General features: G+C 48.2%; 12 protein-coding genes. 9 read left to right on the top strand and 3 right to left on the bottom strand.

The genetic code is table 11. The annotated features are described in order from the left end of the window. Nucleotides 1-259: 259 nt before the first annotated feature. From J2Z18_RS02115 to J2Z18_RS02100, 4 genes are all read left to right on the top strand, one after another. A complete protein-coding gene (locus J2Z18_RS02115) occupies nucleotides 260-1,189 on the top strand; it encodes an ABC transporter permease (RefSeq protein WP_028405829.1) in 930 nt (309 codons plus the stop codon). Between the two features lie 21 nt (nucleotides 1,190-1,210). Beyond that, nucleotides 1,211-2,158 (top strand): carbohydrate ABC transporter permease, encoded by a 948-nt coding sequence (locus J2Z18_RS02110; protein ID WP_099478038.1) that lies wholly within the window; start codon nucleotides 1,211-1,213, stop codon nucleotides 2,156-2,158. Between the two features lie 115 nt (nucleotides 2,159-2,273). Next, nucleotides 2,274-3,797 carry an ABC transporter substrate-binding protein gene (locus J2Z18_RS02105; RefSeq protein WP_007129076.1) on the top strand — a complete coding sequence of 508 codons (1,524 nt, stop codon included), beginning with the start codon at nucleotides 2,274-2,276 and terminating at the stop codon, nucleotides 3,795-3,797. A gap of 127 nt (nucleotides 3,798-3,924) precedes the next feature. Further along, entirely contained in the window at nucleotides 3,925-6,705 is a 2,781-nt protein-coding gene (locus tag J2Z18_RS02100) for an endo-beta-N-acetylglucosaminidase (protein WP_210094102.1), read from the top strand. 241 nt (nucleotides 6,706-6,946) lie between these two features. Here the strand turns inward: J2Z18_RS02100 and J2Z18_RS02095 are convergent, their stop codons facing one another. Both J2Z18_RS02095 and J2Z18_RS02090 read right to left on the bottom strand, forming a co-directional pair. Then, nucleotides 6,947-8,020, bottom strand: coding sequence for a hypothetical protein (locus tag J2Z18_RS02095; RefSeq protein WP_210094101.1), 1,074 nt, complete (start codon nucleotides 8,018-8,020; stop codon nucleotides 6,947-6,949). A 71-nt stretch (nucleotides 8,021-8,091) separates the two neighbouring features. Continuing rightward, complete coding sequence (locus tag J2Z18_RS02090) at nucleotides 8,092-8,532, bottom strand: MarR family winged helix-turn-helix transcriptional regulator (RefSeq protein ID WP_210094100.1); 441 nt, start codon at nucleotides 8,530-8,532, stop codon at nucleotides 8,092-8,094. Between the two features lie 131 nt (nucleotides 8,533-8,663). On the opposite strand from J2Z18_RS02090, the gene J2Z18_RS02085 reads away from it, so the two are divergent. The 5 genes from J2Z18_RS02085 to srtD all read left to right on the top strand — a co-directional run bounded on the left by J2Z18_RS02085 (nucleotide 8,664) and on the right by srtD (nucleotide 15,852). Then, entirely contained in the window at nucleotides 8,664-9,155 is a 492-nt protein-coding gene (locus tag J2Z18_RS02085; protein ID WP_007129072.1) for a CarD family transcriptional regulator, read from the top strand. A 236-nt stretch (nucleotides 9,156-9,391) separates the two neighbouring features. Beyond that, nucleotides 9,392-9,907, top strand: coding sequence for a hypothetical protein (locus tag J2Z18_RS02080; RefSeq protein WP_210094099.1), 516 nt, complete (start codon nucleotides 9,392-9,394; stop codon nucleotides 9,905-9,907). A 329-nt stretch (nucleotides 9,908-10,236) separates the two neighbouring features. Next, nucleotides 10,237-10,767 (top strand): DinB family protein, encoded by a 531-nt coding sequence (locus J2Z18_RS02075; RefSeq protein ID WP_210094098.1) that lies wholly within the window; start codon nucleotides 10,237-10,239, stop codon nucleotides 10,765-10,767. Nucleotides 10,768-11,342: 575 nt separating this feature from the next. Next, a complete protein-coding gene (locus tag J2Z18_RS02070; protein ID WP_210094097.1) occupies nucleotides 11,343-14,813 on the top strand; it encodes an S-layer homology domain-containing protein in 3,471 nt (1,156 codons plus the stop codon). Between the two features lie 409 nt (nucleotides 14,814-15,222). Then, entirely contained in the window at nucleotides 15,223-15,852 is a 630-nt protein-coding gene (gene srtD / locus J2Z18_RS02065) for a class D sortase, LPxTATN-specific (RefSeq protein ID WP_210094096.1), read from the top strand. Nucleotides 15,853-16,003: 151 nt separating this feature from the next. Here the strand turns inward: srtD and J2Z18_RS02060 are convergent, their stop codons facing one another. Beyond that, nucleotides 16,004-16,465, bottom strand: coding sequence for a hypothetical protein (locus J2Z18_RS02060; protein ID WP_210094095.1), 462 nt, complete (start codon nucleotides 16,463-16,465; stop codon nucleotides 16,004-16,006). Between the last annotated feature and the right edge of the window lie 183 nt (nucleotides 16,466-16,648).

Here is a 16,648-nt window from a genome sequence, read left to right as displayed (position 1 = left end):
ACCATTTGCGACAGGCCCAGGGCGGATAACCCTTCGGCCTGTTTTTTGTTAAAACCCGACTTTTTGAACACGCACTTATAGGGGATTCTTTAATTTGTCCATCCCGTTCTAGTATTTTTCAACTTGAGCGCGATAGCGCTTACTTGGCACAATGATAGTAGTTAAGGGCAAGTGATAGAATAACGCATCGACAAAGATCATGGGGATCTTCTACTGCAGTCGCATCACTTGTATTTAACAGGGAAGAGGAGGAGTGCTCATGTCGGGGTTCATCAAAAAGGTCATACGCAACCGGTTTATGCTGCTGATGATCCTGCCCGGAACCATATGGTTTCTTATCTTTGCTTACTTGCCTATGTTCGGTACCGTTCTCGCGTTTAAGGATTTCCGTATTAGCCCGGACGGTTTTTTTGCCAGCGTGCTCAACAGCGAATGGGTAGGGTTCAAAAACTTCGAATATCTGTTTACAACCAATGATGCTTATATCATTACGAGAAATACGATTCTGTACAACCTGGCTTTTATTATCCTGGGCCTGGTCATTGCAGTGGGCTTTGCGATCATGCTAAGCGAGCTTGTCAACAAGCGTACGGCCAAGGTATATCAGACCGGCATGTTTCTGCCGCATTTTTTGTCGTGGGTTATCATTAGTTATTTTGCGTTCACTTTTCTTAGCGTAGACAAAGGGACGCTCAATCAAATCATCACTTATTTCGGGGGAGAGCCGATCAGCTGGTATTCGGAAGCGAAGTATTGGCCCTTCATTCTCGTTTTTGTCGGTATCTGGAAAGGCGTGGGTTACAACAGCGTTATTTACCTTGCGGCTATCACAGGGATCGACAAATCGTATTATGAAGCGGCCGTCATTGACGGAGCCAGCAAGTGGAAGCAGGTGCGGTACATCACGATTCCGCTGCTGAAGCCGCTCATGATCATCCTGACCATACTGGCGATCGGCGGCATCTTCCGTTCCGATTTCGGATTGTTCTACCAGCTTCCGAAGGATTCGGGCGCGCTGTACCCGGTTACGAACGTCATCGATACCTTCGTCTACCGCGGGCTGATGAACATGGGAGACATTGGCATGAGTACGGCAGCGGGCTTGTACCAATCGTTTGTCGGACTGATTCTGATTCTGGTTGCCAACTATATCGTTCGACGCATTGAAAAAGATCATGCGATCTTCTAATCCGAGGGAGGTGTACCGTTCATGACGCAGCTATCTACGCAAACCGCGAATCAACCGGCAAAGCGTTCAAAGAAGAGAGACTACAACGCCATCTCCCCATTGTGGAATACGATTTTCAATATCGTGATCGGCCTCTTCTCGTTTTCCTGTATCTTTCCGTTTCTATTTGTTATTATTATTTCCCTGACGGACGAACAGACACTGGTTTCGGAAGGCTTCAGGTTGCTGCCAAGTCAGTTCAGTACGGCAGCGTATGAATATATTTTCGAAACGGGCAGCGAGCTTTTGTCCTCATTCGGCTTAACGCTTCTGATCACGGTGCTGGGGACGCTGGTGAGTCTGGCATTGGTTACGACTTATGCCTATGCATTGTCCCGTCGAAATTTTGAATTCAGAGGCTTCTTCAGCTTCCTTGCATTTTTCACCATGCTGTTCTCAGGTGGTATGGTGCCTGGTTATATCGTGATGACCCAGTTCCTGCATCTGCAGAACACCATCTGGGCGTTGATCTTTCCATTATCCTTGAGCGCGTTCTCGATCATCGTCATGAGGACTTTCTTCCAGACGACGATTCCGGATGAAATTATCGAGTCCGCCAAAATCGATGGAGCCGGCGAGTTCCTGACCTTTATCCGAATCGTACTGCCGGTTTCGCTCCCGGGGATTGCAACCATTGGTTTGTTCAGCTCTCTGGGGTACTGGAACGACTGGTTTAACGCCTTGCTGTATTATAACGATCCACAAGCGACGCCGCCGCTGCAGTTCATGCTGATGAAGATCGAGAAGAACATGGACTTTCTGACGCAGAATGCGCAGAATATCGGTTCCTTCGACGCAGCAGCAAGCCTGCCGACGGAGACGGTAAGAATGGCGATGGTCGTATTGGCGACCCTGCCGATTGTTATGGCGTATCCGTTCTTCCAGCGGTATTTTGTCCAGGGCCTGACGGTAGGTTCAGTCAAAGGCTAATTTCATAAGGTTGTACCCGCATCGCACACGGCCGGAGTAATCCGGCTTTCACGTCTGAGGTGTGTAAGCGGTGTCAATATAGCATTAACCATTAAGTGATACAGGGGGAAAACACATGTTTAAGAAAAAGGCTTCTATACTGTCCCTTGCTCTTGTGCTTTTGCTCACGGTCGTATTATCGGCTTGCGGCGGCAAGGAAGGCGCTAAGTCTGGCGAGCCCGCGAAGGAAGAGGCGGCCATTCAGAGCGACGGCACGGTGGATGCATCCAAGCTGGACCCGGTCAAGCTCAAAATGTACATGATCGGGCCTAACCAGAAGGATCTTCCTAAGGTTCAAGAGGAGATCAATAAATACCTGACGGAGAAAATCAACGCTACGATCGAGATCAACATGATCGACTGGGGCGATTACAGCCAGCGGATGCAGGTCATTACCAGCTCCGGCGAGAATTACGACATCGCCTTCACCAGCTCATGGGCATTTGATTATCTTCCAAACGCGGCCAAGGGTGCCTTCAAGCCGCTGAATGACTTGCTTGATCAGTATGGACAGGGCATCAAGGAAGCGCTGGATCCTCGTTTCCTCGAAGGAACGAAGGTGAATGGCGTGAACTATGGCATCCCGGCCAATAAGGAGCTGGCACAGCAGTTTGTATGGCGTTTCAACAAGAAGTATCTGGATAAGTACAACCTGGACATTTCCAACGTGACAACGCTTGAGGATCTGGAGCCGCTTTTGAAAACGATTAAAGAGAACGAGCCGGCGGATATTACACCGCTCGCCGTACCGAAAAGCTTTAAGCCGTACTTGCCGGTTGACTTCCCGCTTGGCGATGAAATTCCGATCGGCATGTACCTTGATACCAAAGACTTTAAATTTGTGAATCTGCTGGATACACCTGAACTGAAATCGGCTTTGGCCACGATGCGCAAATACTATAAAGCGGGTTATGTGCGCGAGGATGTAGCGACGCTGGACGGCATTGATAATATCAAGACCGGCAAATGGCTCGTGGACCGCGAGATTACGCAGCCATATGCAGAGCTCGGCTGGTCCAGAAACGCAGGATATGACATTGTGACAAGACCGATGCACGATCCGGTGATTTACACCAGCTCCGCAGCGGGTTCGATGATGGCGATTTCTTCGTATTCCAAAAATCCGGAGCGGGCCATGATGTTCTTGAACCTGCTGAACACGGATGAGAAATTGCGTAATATGATTCAATACGGTTTGGAAGGAACGCATTACAAGAAGCTTGAAGGGCCATACATCGAGGATATGCCTGCAATGCAGGAAAACTATGCAATGCCTGGATTTGCGCTCGGCAATATGTTCCTGACGTACCTTCATGAAGGCGAGCCTGAAGACAAGTGGGAAGCATTCGAGAAATTTAACAGCTCCGCTGTAGTAGCACCTACATTCGGCTTTAACTTCGATACGGCTCCGGTCAAAACAGAAGTTGCGGCCGTGACGAACGTAGCGAAGGAATTCATTCCTGCACTGTATACCGGCTCCATCGATCCTGACGAATACTTGCCAAAAGCAAAACAAAAGTTCCAGGATGCTGGAATCGACAAAGTTATCGCTGAGGCTCAAAAGCAGTTCGATGAGTGGAAGGCAGCACAGAACAAGTAAGGCATAAAAAGTGGTTGAAGAGTAGAAACGGCTGATGATGATAGCCGTTTCTCTCTATTTATCATCACGCTCCTGTAAAATACTAGAAAAACTGCATGATCATTATCCGTATAGGAGGTTTTTTCGAGTGAAAAAAATCAAACCGGGTTATTTTACTAAAGCTCAGTGGAAGCGAAGAATGACCGTATGGATGAGCACAGCCGTGCTGGCAGCAGCCCTGACGGGTTTTGCCGGAGAAGCCGAAGCGGCGCAGCCTCATTCGTCCTATTGGTATCCGAACACGCTGCTGGAATGGTCGCCGTCAACCGATAAGGATGCGCTTTTTAACCGGGGAACGGTGAAGCTGGAGACCAAGCGGGTTCAGGGCCATAAGGTCAACAGCCATGCCAAAGAGGAAGTGAAGGTACTATCGATTGCTTCCATGTATCCAAGCACAAGCGGAGCTCCTTCCCAAGGCTCGGAGAAGTTCCATACGTATACGTTCAGTAATTGGCAGTATATTGACAAGCTGGTGATGTGGGGCGGCTCGGCAGGTGAAGGCTTGATCGTTCCGCCAAGCGCCGACGTGATCGATGCAGCCCACAAGAATGGCGTGCCTGTGTTTGGAACCGTTTTCTTACCGCAAACCGAGCATGGAGGCAAAATCCAGTGGCTGCACGATCTGTTACAGCAGCGGGAGGACGGATCCTTCCCGGTTGCAGACAAACTGATTGAGGTTGCTGCGTATTACGGATTTGACGGTTGGTTCATCAATCAGGAAACGCAGGGCGGAACGCCTGAGGATGCCGCTAAGATGGCTGAATTTTTAACGTATCTTCAGCAGAAGAAGGCACCGGGCATGGAAGTGATCTGGTACGATTCCATGATCAAGGACGGACCGGTGAAGTGGCAGGGAGCTTTGACGGATCAGAACAAGATGTTCTTCCAGGCGGGAAATCAGCGCGTTTCCGACAATATGTTTATCGATTTCCGCTGGCAGTTCAAGGACGAGAAGAACGGCAAATACGATTATATCACGCCGTTCTTGAATTCCCCGGCGAAGGCGGCCGAGCTTGGCCGCAGTCCGTATGATCTGTACGCCGGAATCGATGTGGAGGCAAACGGCTACGAAAGCAGGTTCAATTGGCCGGTCGTGTTCCCGGAAGGCAAGAAAGCGACCACTTCCCTCGGCATTTACCGTCCGGATTGGGCGTTCAACAGCTCTGAGACGCATGAGGAATATATGAACAAGGAGCAGATTTTCTGGGCTGGGCCCCGCATGAACCCGGCGAATACCTCCCAGCCTGAAGGAAGCGACCCGCTCGCCTGGAGAGGGATTGCCCATGATGTCGTTGCCAAAACGGTGCTTACTGATTCCGAGTTCGTCACCCATTTTAATACGGGGAACGGCCATATGTTTGCGGTGGACGGCAAAGTGATGCGGAGCAGCGATTGGAGCAACCGGAGTCTGCAGGATATTTTGCCGACCTGGCGCTGGATCACGGAAACCAACGGCAAGGGCGAAGCCATCAAGCCTGGATTTGATTTCAGCAAATCCTACTACGGAGGCAGCTCGCTTCAGGTAGCAGGTCCCGTCAGCAAAGGTTCTTCTACCCATATCAAGCTGTATAAGGCGGATATCCCGGTCGAGGCAACGACGGAAGTATCGCTTGTTTATACTGATAATGCGAAGGATGCCAAGGTGAAGATCGGGTTGGCCTTCTCCGATGCGCCGGATGACTATGTGTTCTTCGAGCCGTCCAACTGGACCCAGGCAGGCGCGAATCAGGATTGGAAGCAGGGGAGCGTCAGACTTAACAAGTTCAAAGGACGTACGATTGCGGGAATTTCGCTTCAATTCGAATCCGCGGCGGATATGGCCAATTATCAGGCCAATATCGGCAAACTGGCCGTTACACAGGTGAATGACAAGGCGAAGAAGCCGCACCAGGTGACCGATCTGCAGGTGATCGAGAACGACTTCCGCGACGGAATCTATGGGGATGCACGGTTGTCCTGGAAGGCACCGAAACAGGCGGAGGACGTAATGTATTATCAGGTGTACCGGGTTCATCCGGACGGCAAGTACGAGTTGATGGGCATGACGGGCAACACCGTTTATTATGTGCCTGAAATGAAGCGTCTGCAAAAAGAGCAGTCTACCAAAATGGTCGTGATTCCGGTGAACCGCCATTATGAACAAGGAAAAGCAGCGTCCGTAAGCTTTGACTGGCCGGAATACCCGAAGCCGACGGCAGCCTTCAAGGCGGACAAGACGCTGATCGCACCGGGAGAAACGGTACAATTCACGGATCTTTCATCGGAAGTAACAGAGTCCTGGAGCTGGAGCTTCCCGGGCGGACAGCCGGCGTCCAGCACGGAGCAGAATCCTAAGGTGACCTATCCGGAAGAAGGAACGTTCGAAGTGACGTTAACCGCTAAAAATAGCATTGGCGAGGACGTGGTTCGGAAGAAGCTCATCACGGTTACACGAGAAGCGGAGAATGGCGTTGGCAATCTTGCCCTTGGCAAGAAAACGTCAGCATCCAGCTTCGTGAATGAGAAGGAAGCACCTGCATTTGCGGTGGACGGTAATGCCGCCACCAAATGGTGTGCGGTCGGAGACGGGCCACATTCTCTGACGGTGGATCTCGGAGCTGAGCACAAGATCAGCGAATTCGTGATCAAGCATGCGGAGGCGGGAGGCGAGCCGGCCGCATTCAACACGCGGGCATTCACCATACAGGTAAGCTCGGACGGCAAGGAATGGAAGGATGCGGTTTCGGTCAAAGACAATACGGAAGCGGTCAGCAGCCATGCCATCGAGCTTACCTCCGCACAGTACGTTCGTCTTCAAGTCGAGAAAGCGACCCAAGGCGGGGATACGGCCGCGCGGATTTATGACTTTGAGGTATTGGGCTTGAAATAATATGAATGAGCAAAAGAGCGTTTCCCTAAAGAGGGGAACGCTCTTTTTTAAGCTGCCGGCCAAGTTTATTTCATCAAGGTCTCCATTAGCACAACGAGCTGCTGGCAGGAAGTTCTCTGCCTGTACATGGAAGCGTAATGCGCTAAGGGGGTTTAATCAATGGGTATTATAAGAGCGGGGGACAGGTACAGCAAGTGTGTGAAGCATCGGCTCCTGAGTAGGTAACAGGGATGCTTGCCACTCACAAGTAAATCCTCCGAGCCTCCTCATCGAAGAATTCAATCACACTCCCATAATCGGCAATATCGATCCGGTTCTGCCGCATGATCTTCTGAAGAAAGATGGTATCCGCGAAGATTTTATTTAGAATCGTCTTGCACCATGCCGGAGTGCCTCTAAAGTAGTCCACCAGATGATGAATTTCATCAAACTCAAAATAAAGAACATAGCACACGTAATTCTGCAGCAATATGCTGAAGCAATGATCACGATATGGGATAGAGCGAGTGCCTGCGAGAGCATCTCTCATGATGTCGAATACCGTTGATTTATTTTCCGAGTACATATGGAGCATCTCGTCCACATCATTGATCAGTCGGAGTGCAGCCTCGAAGCCTTCTTCCGGGGGCAAGACCAGCTTGGTCGACTTTCCCTCGATGGACCTAAGCAGCTCAATCGTTAGGTTTTTGCAGGCGGCGATTTCATGGGGAGCTATCATTAATTGATCGCGATGCTTATCGAAATGCTCGATGTAGTAATCATGGTACGCCGAGAAATATGGCTCGATGTGGATGCCGGTTTTCGTATGAACCAAATCCTGACCGTGGAATGAAAAAGCGTAAAGCGTCTCCTCGTTCACCGGGTGGGCATACAGGTAGAAAAAGAGGAAAAAGTCCCTTAATTGAAGCTTCTGTTCATCGCTCAACCGGGAGACACCGTTTAATTGAGACAACTGGAAGTAACAATAATTCTTCATCAAATCATTCATGGCGTTGTACGGATTGCTTCGAACAATGGATGTCGTCGAGTTGATGGTAAACAACAGATAATAGAGTATCTGTTCATCGTAGACGTCCAGCTGCTTAAACGTGTCCGCGAGCACAGGCTTCCAATCCGGGCTCGCAGCATATTGGGGATCTCCCGGCTGTAAATCATACGCCCATTCAACAAAAGCCTGACCGTTGCGATCGACAAAGAATAACGCTGCTCTTTCGTCTTCCAGAACGCCATATTCAAAGCCAACGGTCTGTACCGACGGCAAGCCTCTGTTGAATTTTATATTTAAATATTCATGAAATAGGAGCTGAAGCTTCATTCATCTTACCCTCGATTCTTATCCATTTATTATGGTTAACCGGATGATCTTCAGCCAAGGGCTAGGTAAGGTTAAACACTCGTCCCCAAACCCCAATCCATCGTTAAAAGCCGCTTAAGCTGATCCGCTTGCTCTTCTCCGATCGAGGCGATGATTTTGGCCTCAAGCTTTGCCTTGATCGCTTCGTTGTGCTCAAAGCACTCCTCGCCGAACTGCGTGAGACGGATGCACTTGTCTTTATTGTTATGCTGCGCTCTGCTGACCTCGACCAGTCCTTTGGCTTCCAGATTTTTAATGAATTTATGGGTAGCCTGACGGGAGATATCCACTTGTTTGGCGACATGGGATATCGTCGTTTGTTTCTTATAGATTCTCGCCATAATAAACCATTCGGAGTTCGATATATGAAGGTCATGGCTTTTATGCCACAAGCGGTCGTTTAAGGTGCGGAGAAGGACATGACGTTCGCTTATCAGGTCGATCAGATCCACGGTCTTCACTTCTACATGCATTGGTCATCATTCCTTTCAGCAATTCCTCCACCAATATACAAAAGTTCACGATTCTTCGTCAACTAAGTTGACGATAGTGTATAATAGAGGTACATAGTCAACCAAGTTGACAACGTGAGGAGGACAACAGCATGTTTGAAACGGGTCATTTGGTTATCTATTCAGTTCATGGCATATGCCAAATTGATGGGATCAGCGAGAAAGAAGTCTTGGGCACAACCAGACGCTATTATGAGCTGCATCCGGTAAGCAACGTGAAATTAAAGATTAGCACGCCAGTAGACAACGACAGTCTGCTCATGGTCGAACTGATCGATCGGGAGGAAGCCGAGAAGGTCATGCAATCCTTTAAATCGCCGGGCACGGGATGGATTGAAAAAAATACGGAGCGTTTCCAGACCTACTCCAAATTAATTAGATCAGGCGACCGGGAGGAGATCGCTAACATTATCAACACCTTAATGCGTCACAAGCAGAAGGCCGAAAGCAACAACAAAAAGCTGAACCAACAAGATCAAGTGATGTTAGCTTCGGCTCAAAATATTTTGTTTCAGGAAATGGCAATTGCTTTGGATACATCCTATGAATCGGTATTGGGCAAGGTAAACGGCATGCTGGCGTAAGCGCTGGCTGACCGAAATTCAGCAAGGCGAGGGCAGAGAGACTGTATGTATGCGATCCAGACTTCATTATTACAATAAAAATCACCAATCCGTTATCGGTTGGTGATTTTTTTGTTTCGGACGTTCATTCTCTATTCTATTCGGATAATTATTCACAGAATGTTCACTTATGAAGAGCCTCCCTAAATCGCTAAAATAACACGGTGACACATTAGATGAAGGGTTGATGATAGGAGATGGCAAACCAGAAGGACGTGGAGACAAGACTGCCTAGGAACGGCAAAGAGGGAATATTATTTTTATTGATCGTATCGATTATTTCGGTCAACACGATCGCGCCGATCATTATTGGATTGGAGCGCGGGTTCAGCAAAGAGGTTTATCTGGATAGTCTAAAAGTGATTCCTATCATGTGGGTCATCGTCGTGTTATGCGTGAAGCTGATCGCTGGCCCGATTGTTGGCAAGATGATGCCTAAATTCTTGGGGCAGACTGATGGGGTCAATGCAAGAGTATTATTAAATATTGTGCTCAACGTAACGGTATTATCACTTCTTCTCTCCATTATTGGCCCCATGGTAGGTACCAAACACATCAGTTTGGATCCGTTTAAAAACTTCCTCCATACCTGGCCACGAAACTTCGGCATTGCGTTCTGGATTGAAGTGTTGATCGCACAGCCTATCGCAAGATACGCGATGAAGGTTCTGCACTCAAGACAGGCAAGCAAAGCATCGAGCATACAAGCGTAAGATCGTGAGGCCGTCGATTCGTCGATGGCCTTCTGTTGTCCGTAAGGGATCAACCAAACGGAATCAGGCCGCGCTCACATCTAATTAGTCTGGAATTGACACCTCCCTGTTCCCCTACTAAGATAGAAAAAATATATATATCGCAGATGGAAATGAACGAGAGGATCCTGCTTATTCCGAAATGGACATTCAAGGAGCACAGGAGCTTGCCATCTCGATAATGAATGAAGACCAAAATCCGAATATAAATGTATTAATGTGGGATGCAACCCTTACAGAAATAAAGAAATAATTGGCCGGGAAGCCATTATTGCAGGAGGAAGAGCCTGATGCTTAAAGATTTGCAAGGCGAGGCAAATATGTCCCCGATCGTTGGGATGTTATATTCCGCGGTGAAAGAAAACAGCCAGCGACTTCAGTTGATTACGAAGGGCATGTCGCAGGAAGAAGTCGATTACAAGGGACCCGATGGCAGCTTTAACAGCACTGCTCAATTAATGAGACATATCCTGTATGTTGATTTGAATTGGGTGTACCGGATGAAAGGGGAGCCGCTCCCTCATTCGTTACAAAAACAATACGGTCCCATGATCGATGTGAACAACCGGCTGCCGATGATCCAAGGCAAGTCGCTCAACATGCTGATATCGGAGTATGAAGAGGTGTTAAGCATGCTGAAAGACATCTGTACCCAATTGCAGGATGCTGATTTAGATCGGGTGGTCACCTTTGGTCATGAGAATGAAAAGCAAGCAACGATTCGCTGGGGATTATGGCATATGGCTGACCATAACCGCTATCATCAGGCGCATATTAATCTGCTAAGAAAATGGTATGCAGAGCATTCGCCTTCAAAATAAAGGGACATCAAGTTTAAAAAATTGGGCATCTGCAGATGTAACCTTTTATGCGAAGCGGAAAGGGGGGCCAGGATGCGGTACGTCTGGCCGATCTTTCATCGATATGTGGGAGAATAGGCTGGAATTGCGTACATCCTCAAAGTAACCTATTATGGCTGGAAGTTAAGCAATGACGCGTGCCGAGGCAACCGCACTGTTGGTAAGAATGCTGAAAGTGAATGACCTGATTGATAAATAATGAAGCAACGCAAACAACCATTGATGACATGAACGTCTTCGATGGTTGTTTTCTTTTGTTCACGTGCACCGATATATCAATTCTCATAGATAAATTCTTTAAGGCTGTTCAGATTTTATTCAGACTGCCTCTATATAATGTAGTGGCGTGTATTCCTATAATTCGACAGTGACTTTGAATAAGATCCTCGGTCCAACAAATTTCGTATTTAGGAATCTAACAGAGTATGTAGCCTAGATTTAAAAGGATAGAGATTATGTGAGGGGTATTTTAACTATTCTGCATAATTACTTAAGCGAAGCGGCTGTTGGAAAGGGAAGACACGAGGCTTACAAATATGATGAAAAAGATAGGAGGAAAGAAAAACGTGTTTAAATCTAGCAACAAGCCTCGTAAGAAAAAGCATGCAGCATTGTTCCTGGCTTGCGTTCTTACTATTGGTGGTTTTCCGGTAGGAGCTGCTAAAGCTTCAGTCTACGCGGCTGATACAGAACAAGCCTTAATTACCACATCCGGGGGTACGACCAGCTATGATGTTGTTGACGGGGGAACTCCGACCGGGGTAGTTATTGATCCGGAGGTTCTGATTCTTAACTCTCCCGATACGGCTAACTTGGATGCTGCAACGGTAATGATTGAAAATTTCCAGACCGGAGATACATTATCATATACCTTGGCTGCGGGAATTACAGCAAAAAGAAATACCCCCGATAACGGCGTTCTAATGTTTACGGGAAAGGCTTCAGCAGAAGCTTATACGCAAACATTATCCAGTGTTAAGTTCTCGACGACGTCCAGCGATAAATCAGTGAGAACTATTAAATTTACCTTAGGCGATGCCCTTCCTTATGAAGGTAACGGTCACTTTTACAAATATGTAAATAAGGGCAGCTCAATTACTTGGGATAAAGCGAAGCAAGAAGCTGAGGGTATGACTTATTTTGGACGGCAAGGGTACCTGGTCACGATTACAGACGCCAAGGAGAATGAGTTCGTAAAAGAAAAGACTCTAGGCTTGGGCTGGATTGGCGCACAGGATATCGAACGTAAAGATGGTGGACCTAGGAAAACTGGTGACTGGCGTTGGGTAACCGGCCCAGAAGGTGAAAAGGATAGCGGTAATGGCTTGAAATTCTATGAAGGCTATTATCAAACCTCTGGGAAGCCAGTAGACGGAGCGTATACCAACTGGGACGCTCAGGAGCCTAATGATTACAGCAATAAGGAATATGTAGCTCATATTTTTTCATCTGGTCAACAAGCAGGGAAGTGGAATGATTATCCGAATGATAACAACGTTACAGGATACGTCATTGAATTCGGTGGTATGTCAACTGACACCAATTACGAGGTTATCGCCGAGAAATCCGTAGCTTTTGTTAACATTACCGAACTGAAGAAGGCGGTTGAGCAACTCAGCCAATTGAAAGAAGAAGACTACATGGAAGACGAGTGGCCAGCGTATCAGCAGGCACTGGAACAAGCCAAAGCAGTGCTTGAAAACAGAAACAAAACGCAAGAGCAAGTAAATAAAGCGCTTGAGGCCCTAAAGGCAGCGGAAGATCAACTGAAGACCCGGATTAAAATCACGCAGCCGGCTGGCAGCCACGCATACGTAGCCAAGCCTGAGTTTAAAGGTGAGTCTGCTCCTGGTGCGGATGTCACGGCCGTGATTAAAGATAAAGACGGGAAAGTGATTGGCACTCCAAAAGTCAATGTGAATGCTGACGGGACTTGGAGCTTTGAGCCTGACCAAGATCTGCCGGATGGGGACTACGTGGTTGAAGTGACAGCCACGAAGAACGGCGAGTCCAATACCGCTGTCAAAAATGTGACGGTGGACACGACCAAGCCACAGCTTGCGATCACTGAACCAACCGGTGAGCTGGTATCCGTGGCTAAGCCGGAAGTCAAGGGCAGCGCAGACCCGGATGCCAAAGTAACCGTAGATCTGAAGGATGAGAACGGAAATGTCATTGAGACTCGAGAAGTCGAAGTGGACAGTAGTGGCAACTGGAGTTTCATCCCATCAGCTGACCTGGCGGATGGTAAATATACGGTCGATGTAACGGCAATAAAAGACGGCAAAGTGTCCAACGAATCCAAGACGATCGTGGTGGATGTATCCGGAAATTCCCATCTCATTGGTTTGGAATTGAACAATAGCAATGATGGTACACCGATTGGTCTGTCACCTGAGTTTGCTGAAAATACTCGTGAATACACCGCATCCGTTTTCGCTGCAACGTACAGCGTCTATCTAACACCAACGCTGGACGAGCTGGCTGGCCTGGATCCGAATGCCAAGATTGAGATTTCACTCAATGGCGGTACCTGGATGGATGCAGCTGACGGTAAGGCAAGCGATCATTTGCTTTTAAAAGAAGGCAGCAACACCATTGAAGTCAAGGTAACCGTAAACGGTAGAGAGACGATTTATAAACTAACCGTATATCGAGCGTTCAGTGGCGGAGGAGATAACAACAATGGAGGCGGAAACGGAGGAGGCGGAAGCACGCCGGGAACAACTCCAACACCTCAGCCGGAAACTCCAAAGAGCAATCTGGATGTCCGAGTGGACGGCAATGACAATCCATTTGCCACCGGTACCACGACAGTTACGGATGGCCGTACCGTAACCTCAGTGAAGGTAGATCAGGGCAAGCTGGTTGATGCAATATCCAAGAGCACAGATCCGAAGCTGGCTATTCACTCGCCGAATGAAGGTGACCTGACAGTTGGCGGCTTGACTGCGGATAATCTGAAGCGGCTCGGCGATAAGGGCGCAAGCTTGGAAATCAGCAACCCGCTCGCCATCTATCCGGTTCCAGCCGGTAAAATGAATCTGTCTTCCGTAGCTGGGCAGCTTGGAAATGCCGCGCTTGGTGATATTGCAGTCCGTATCGACATTAAGCGTGCTTCGGAAGCCGTGACCGCATCTGCCAAGAGCAAGGCGACATCGGCAGGCTATGAGCTGCTGGTCGATCCAATCGATCTCGACCTGATGTTTGCTCACGAAGGAAAGAACGTGAGATCCGGTCAGCTGAGCGGATATGCGGCGAAATATATCGCTCTTCCGGAGGGCATCGACCCTAACCGGATCACAACAGGGGTTGTAGTCAACCCTGACGGCAGTGTGTACCATCTGCCAACTGTCGTAACGAAGATCAATAACCGTTATTTTGCTCAGATTAACGATCTCCGCAGCAGCGGAACCTATTCGGTCATCTGGAATCCGCAGGATTTCGATGATGTGAGAACACACTGGGGCAAAGCGGATGTGAACAATATCGCGGCAAGACTGGATTTGAAGGGCAACGGGAATAACACATTCTCGCCGGACCGCAGCGTTACGCGCTCCGAGTTTGCAGAGATGGTGGTTCTCGGTTTAGGCTTGATGCGTCCTGAGGCTCCACAGATGAGCTTCCCGGATGTTCCGGCAACAATCTGGTATCGTAATGCGATTGCGATCGCCGATGAATTCGATATTGTCCGCGGTTATGACGATGGCAACTTCGTCGGCGGCCGGCAAATTACGAGAGAGGAAGGGTTCGCCATGGTAGCCCGGGCTCATCGCCTGATTCTCTCTCAGAATGCAGTAGAACAGGATACTTCTGTTCTGGCTCAATATAAAGATGGAGATAACGTAGCGAAATGGGCTAAAGCCGATGTAGCACAATTGATCTCCGCAGGCATCATTCGCGGGAACGGTTCGGAACTTCTTAGTCCGAAAGCGCAAATGACGCGCGCCGAAGTCACCGCACTGATTGCAAGAATGCTGAAAGTGACGAACCTGATCGATAAGTAGAAGCGACCCAAACAACCATTGATGACATGAACGTCGTCAATGGTTGTTTTTCATTAATATACAAATATGAATCGGTATAGCGGGCTGAAAAATAACATGAGAAATCCCCTATGAAACGACATGTATTGTCATACGTGTATTACAGGGGGTTAGGGGCTGTTGGAATGCGAAAAGAAACCTTCGCTTAAGTACACAAGATAAATAGATTAGAGGGTTGGATCACTCAAAGGAAATTTATTACTTTTGGCTTATTAAGAGAAGAAGTGCGGTCAATCGGCTGGATTTTAAGTAGGAGAAGAAGTAAGATATGGTTGTAAAAATATAGATATTCAATTGGAAAAACATTAGATTCCATTGTTGCTCCGGCAGTCACCGACTGATGAATTTGAACAGAATGAAAGGGGAAGCCATGCGAAGAATCGTAGGTGCGTTGTTGATGCTTGCAGGCGTCGGGTTTGTAACATTCGCTGCAATACAATATTTCGAACATCAAGCAAGCCTGAAGGAAGCCATGGCGGAAGCGAATACGCTGATTTCTCAGCCGCAAACCATAGATCATTTGGATGATAAGGGTGTTGATCCAGCCTCGCAGCGTGATCCTATGGCCGAGAGATCCCAGTTTGATCCAAGTCCGAACGATGTGATCGGGATGCTGGAAGTTCCAAAGCTGGAAGCCGAGCTTCCGATTATCGAGGGCACGGATGAGGATATGCTTGAAAGAGGAGTCGGGCATTATAGCTCTACCGCATTTCCACTAGACGATGAACAGATTCTGCTGTCAGGCCATCGGGACACGGTGTTCCGGAACTTCGACAAGCTGGCGGTTGGGGATCGATTCATCGTAAAGCTGCCGTATGGGACATTTGAATACGAGATCCGAAGCACGGATATTGTAGACAAGGACGATACATCGGTTATTCGATCGATGGGATCCGAGGTGCTGGTCATTTCCACCTGTTATCCGTTCCGCTATTTAGGCAATGCGCCGGATCGTTTTATCTTCTATGCATATCCGGTTGGAGATGAGCAGACCACCTAGTTTTTCATTAACCAAAAAATTAATGCAAATGGCGTAGATGTCTCACAATCCAATTAAGGATTGTGAGATTTTTATGTTATCCCGCTTTTTTGCAGTCGGCGCTTTTTCAAGTGATCAACATAGACGGTAATGAAATAGGGGAAGGGCCGTACTAATCCAGCGAGATGGTTTGCAATTCGGATAGAAGATAATCTCTCTCCTTGGGATCGCCAATATGAATGGCTGCTTCCTTGGCGAGTTGGAGGTATTCCATCATGGAATTTATATTCTGATCAATCATGTAAGCCCTCGCAATGGCTTCATAAGCAAACGCCAAATCGAAATCACCGATATGATTCTCCAAGCACAGTTTAAGCGAGTTTTTCCCGTGGAATAAAGCGCTCTCGAACATGCCGAGCACGGCATATACCCGCGAGATTTGCCATTCGCCTCTTGAGAATTGAAGGGGGGTGCCGATCTCGCCCCAGTGATAGCGGGAAGCATGGGCCATGTGGATCATCTGAAGATCGTCTTCCCAGGACCTGTCCGCTTTTTCAATCAAATCCCATGCGGCATTAAAATTCGTTACCGCTTGTTGCTTGTGCCATTCAAGCACGGTCAGCTTCTCGCTCATGTCTGCTCCTCCTGCAATTCAACATATTAAGTCGACTTAATCTCATCAAGAATAATGCAAAGTTGCAGGACGGCACAAGGAAATTCATCGGAATGGCCCGATTTTCCGCACGTTTCCATAAGTCGTAATACTTCCGCCCTGTTCGCAGGAAGCGACGTGTGTGATGATAAGTGCATCCAAGGT

This window comes from Paenibacillus lactis, assembly GCF_017873605.1.
In the GTDB taxonomy this organism is placed as follows: domain Bacteria; phylum Bacillota; class Bacilli; order Paenibacillales; family Paenibacillaceae; genus Paenibacillus_AQ; species Paenibacillus_AQ lactis.
The sequence above is the reverse complement of the archived record's forward strand: the minus strand, read 5'-3'. Positions and strand labels throughout refer to the sequence as shown.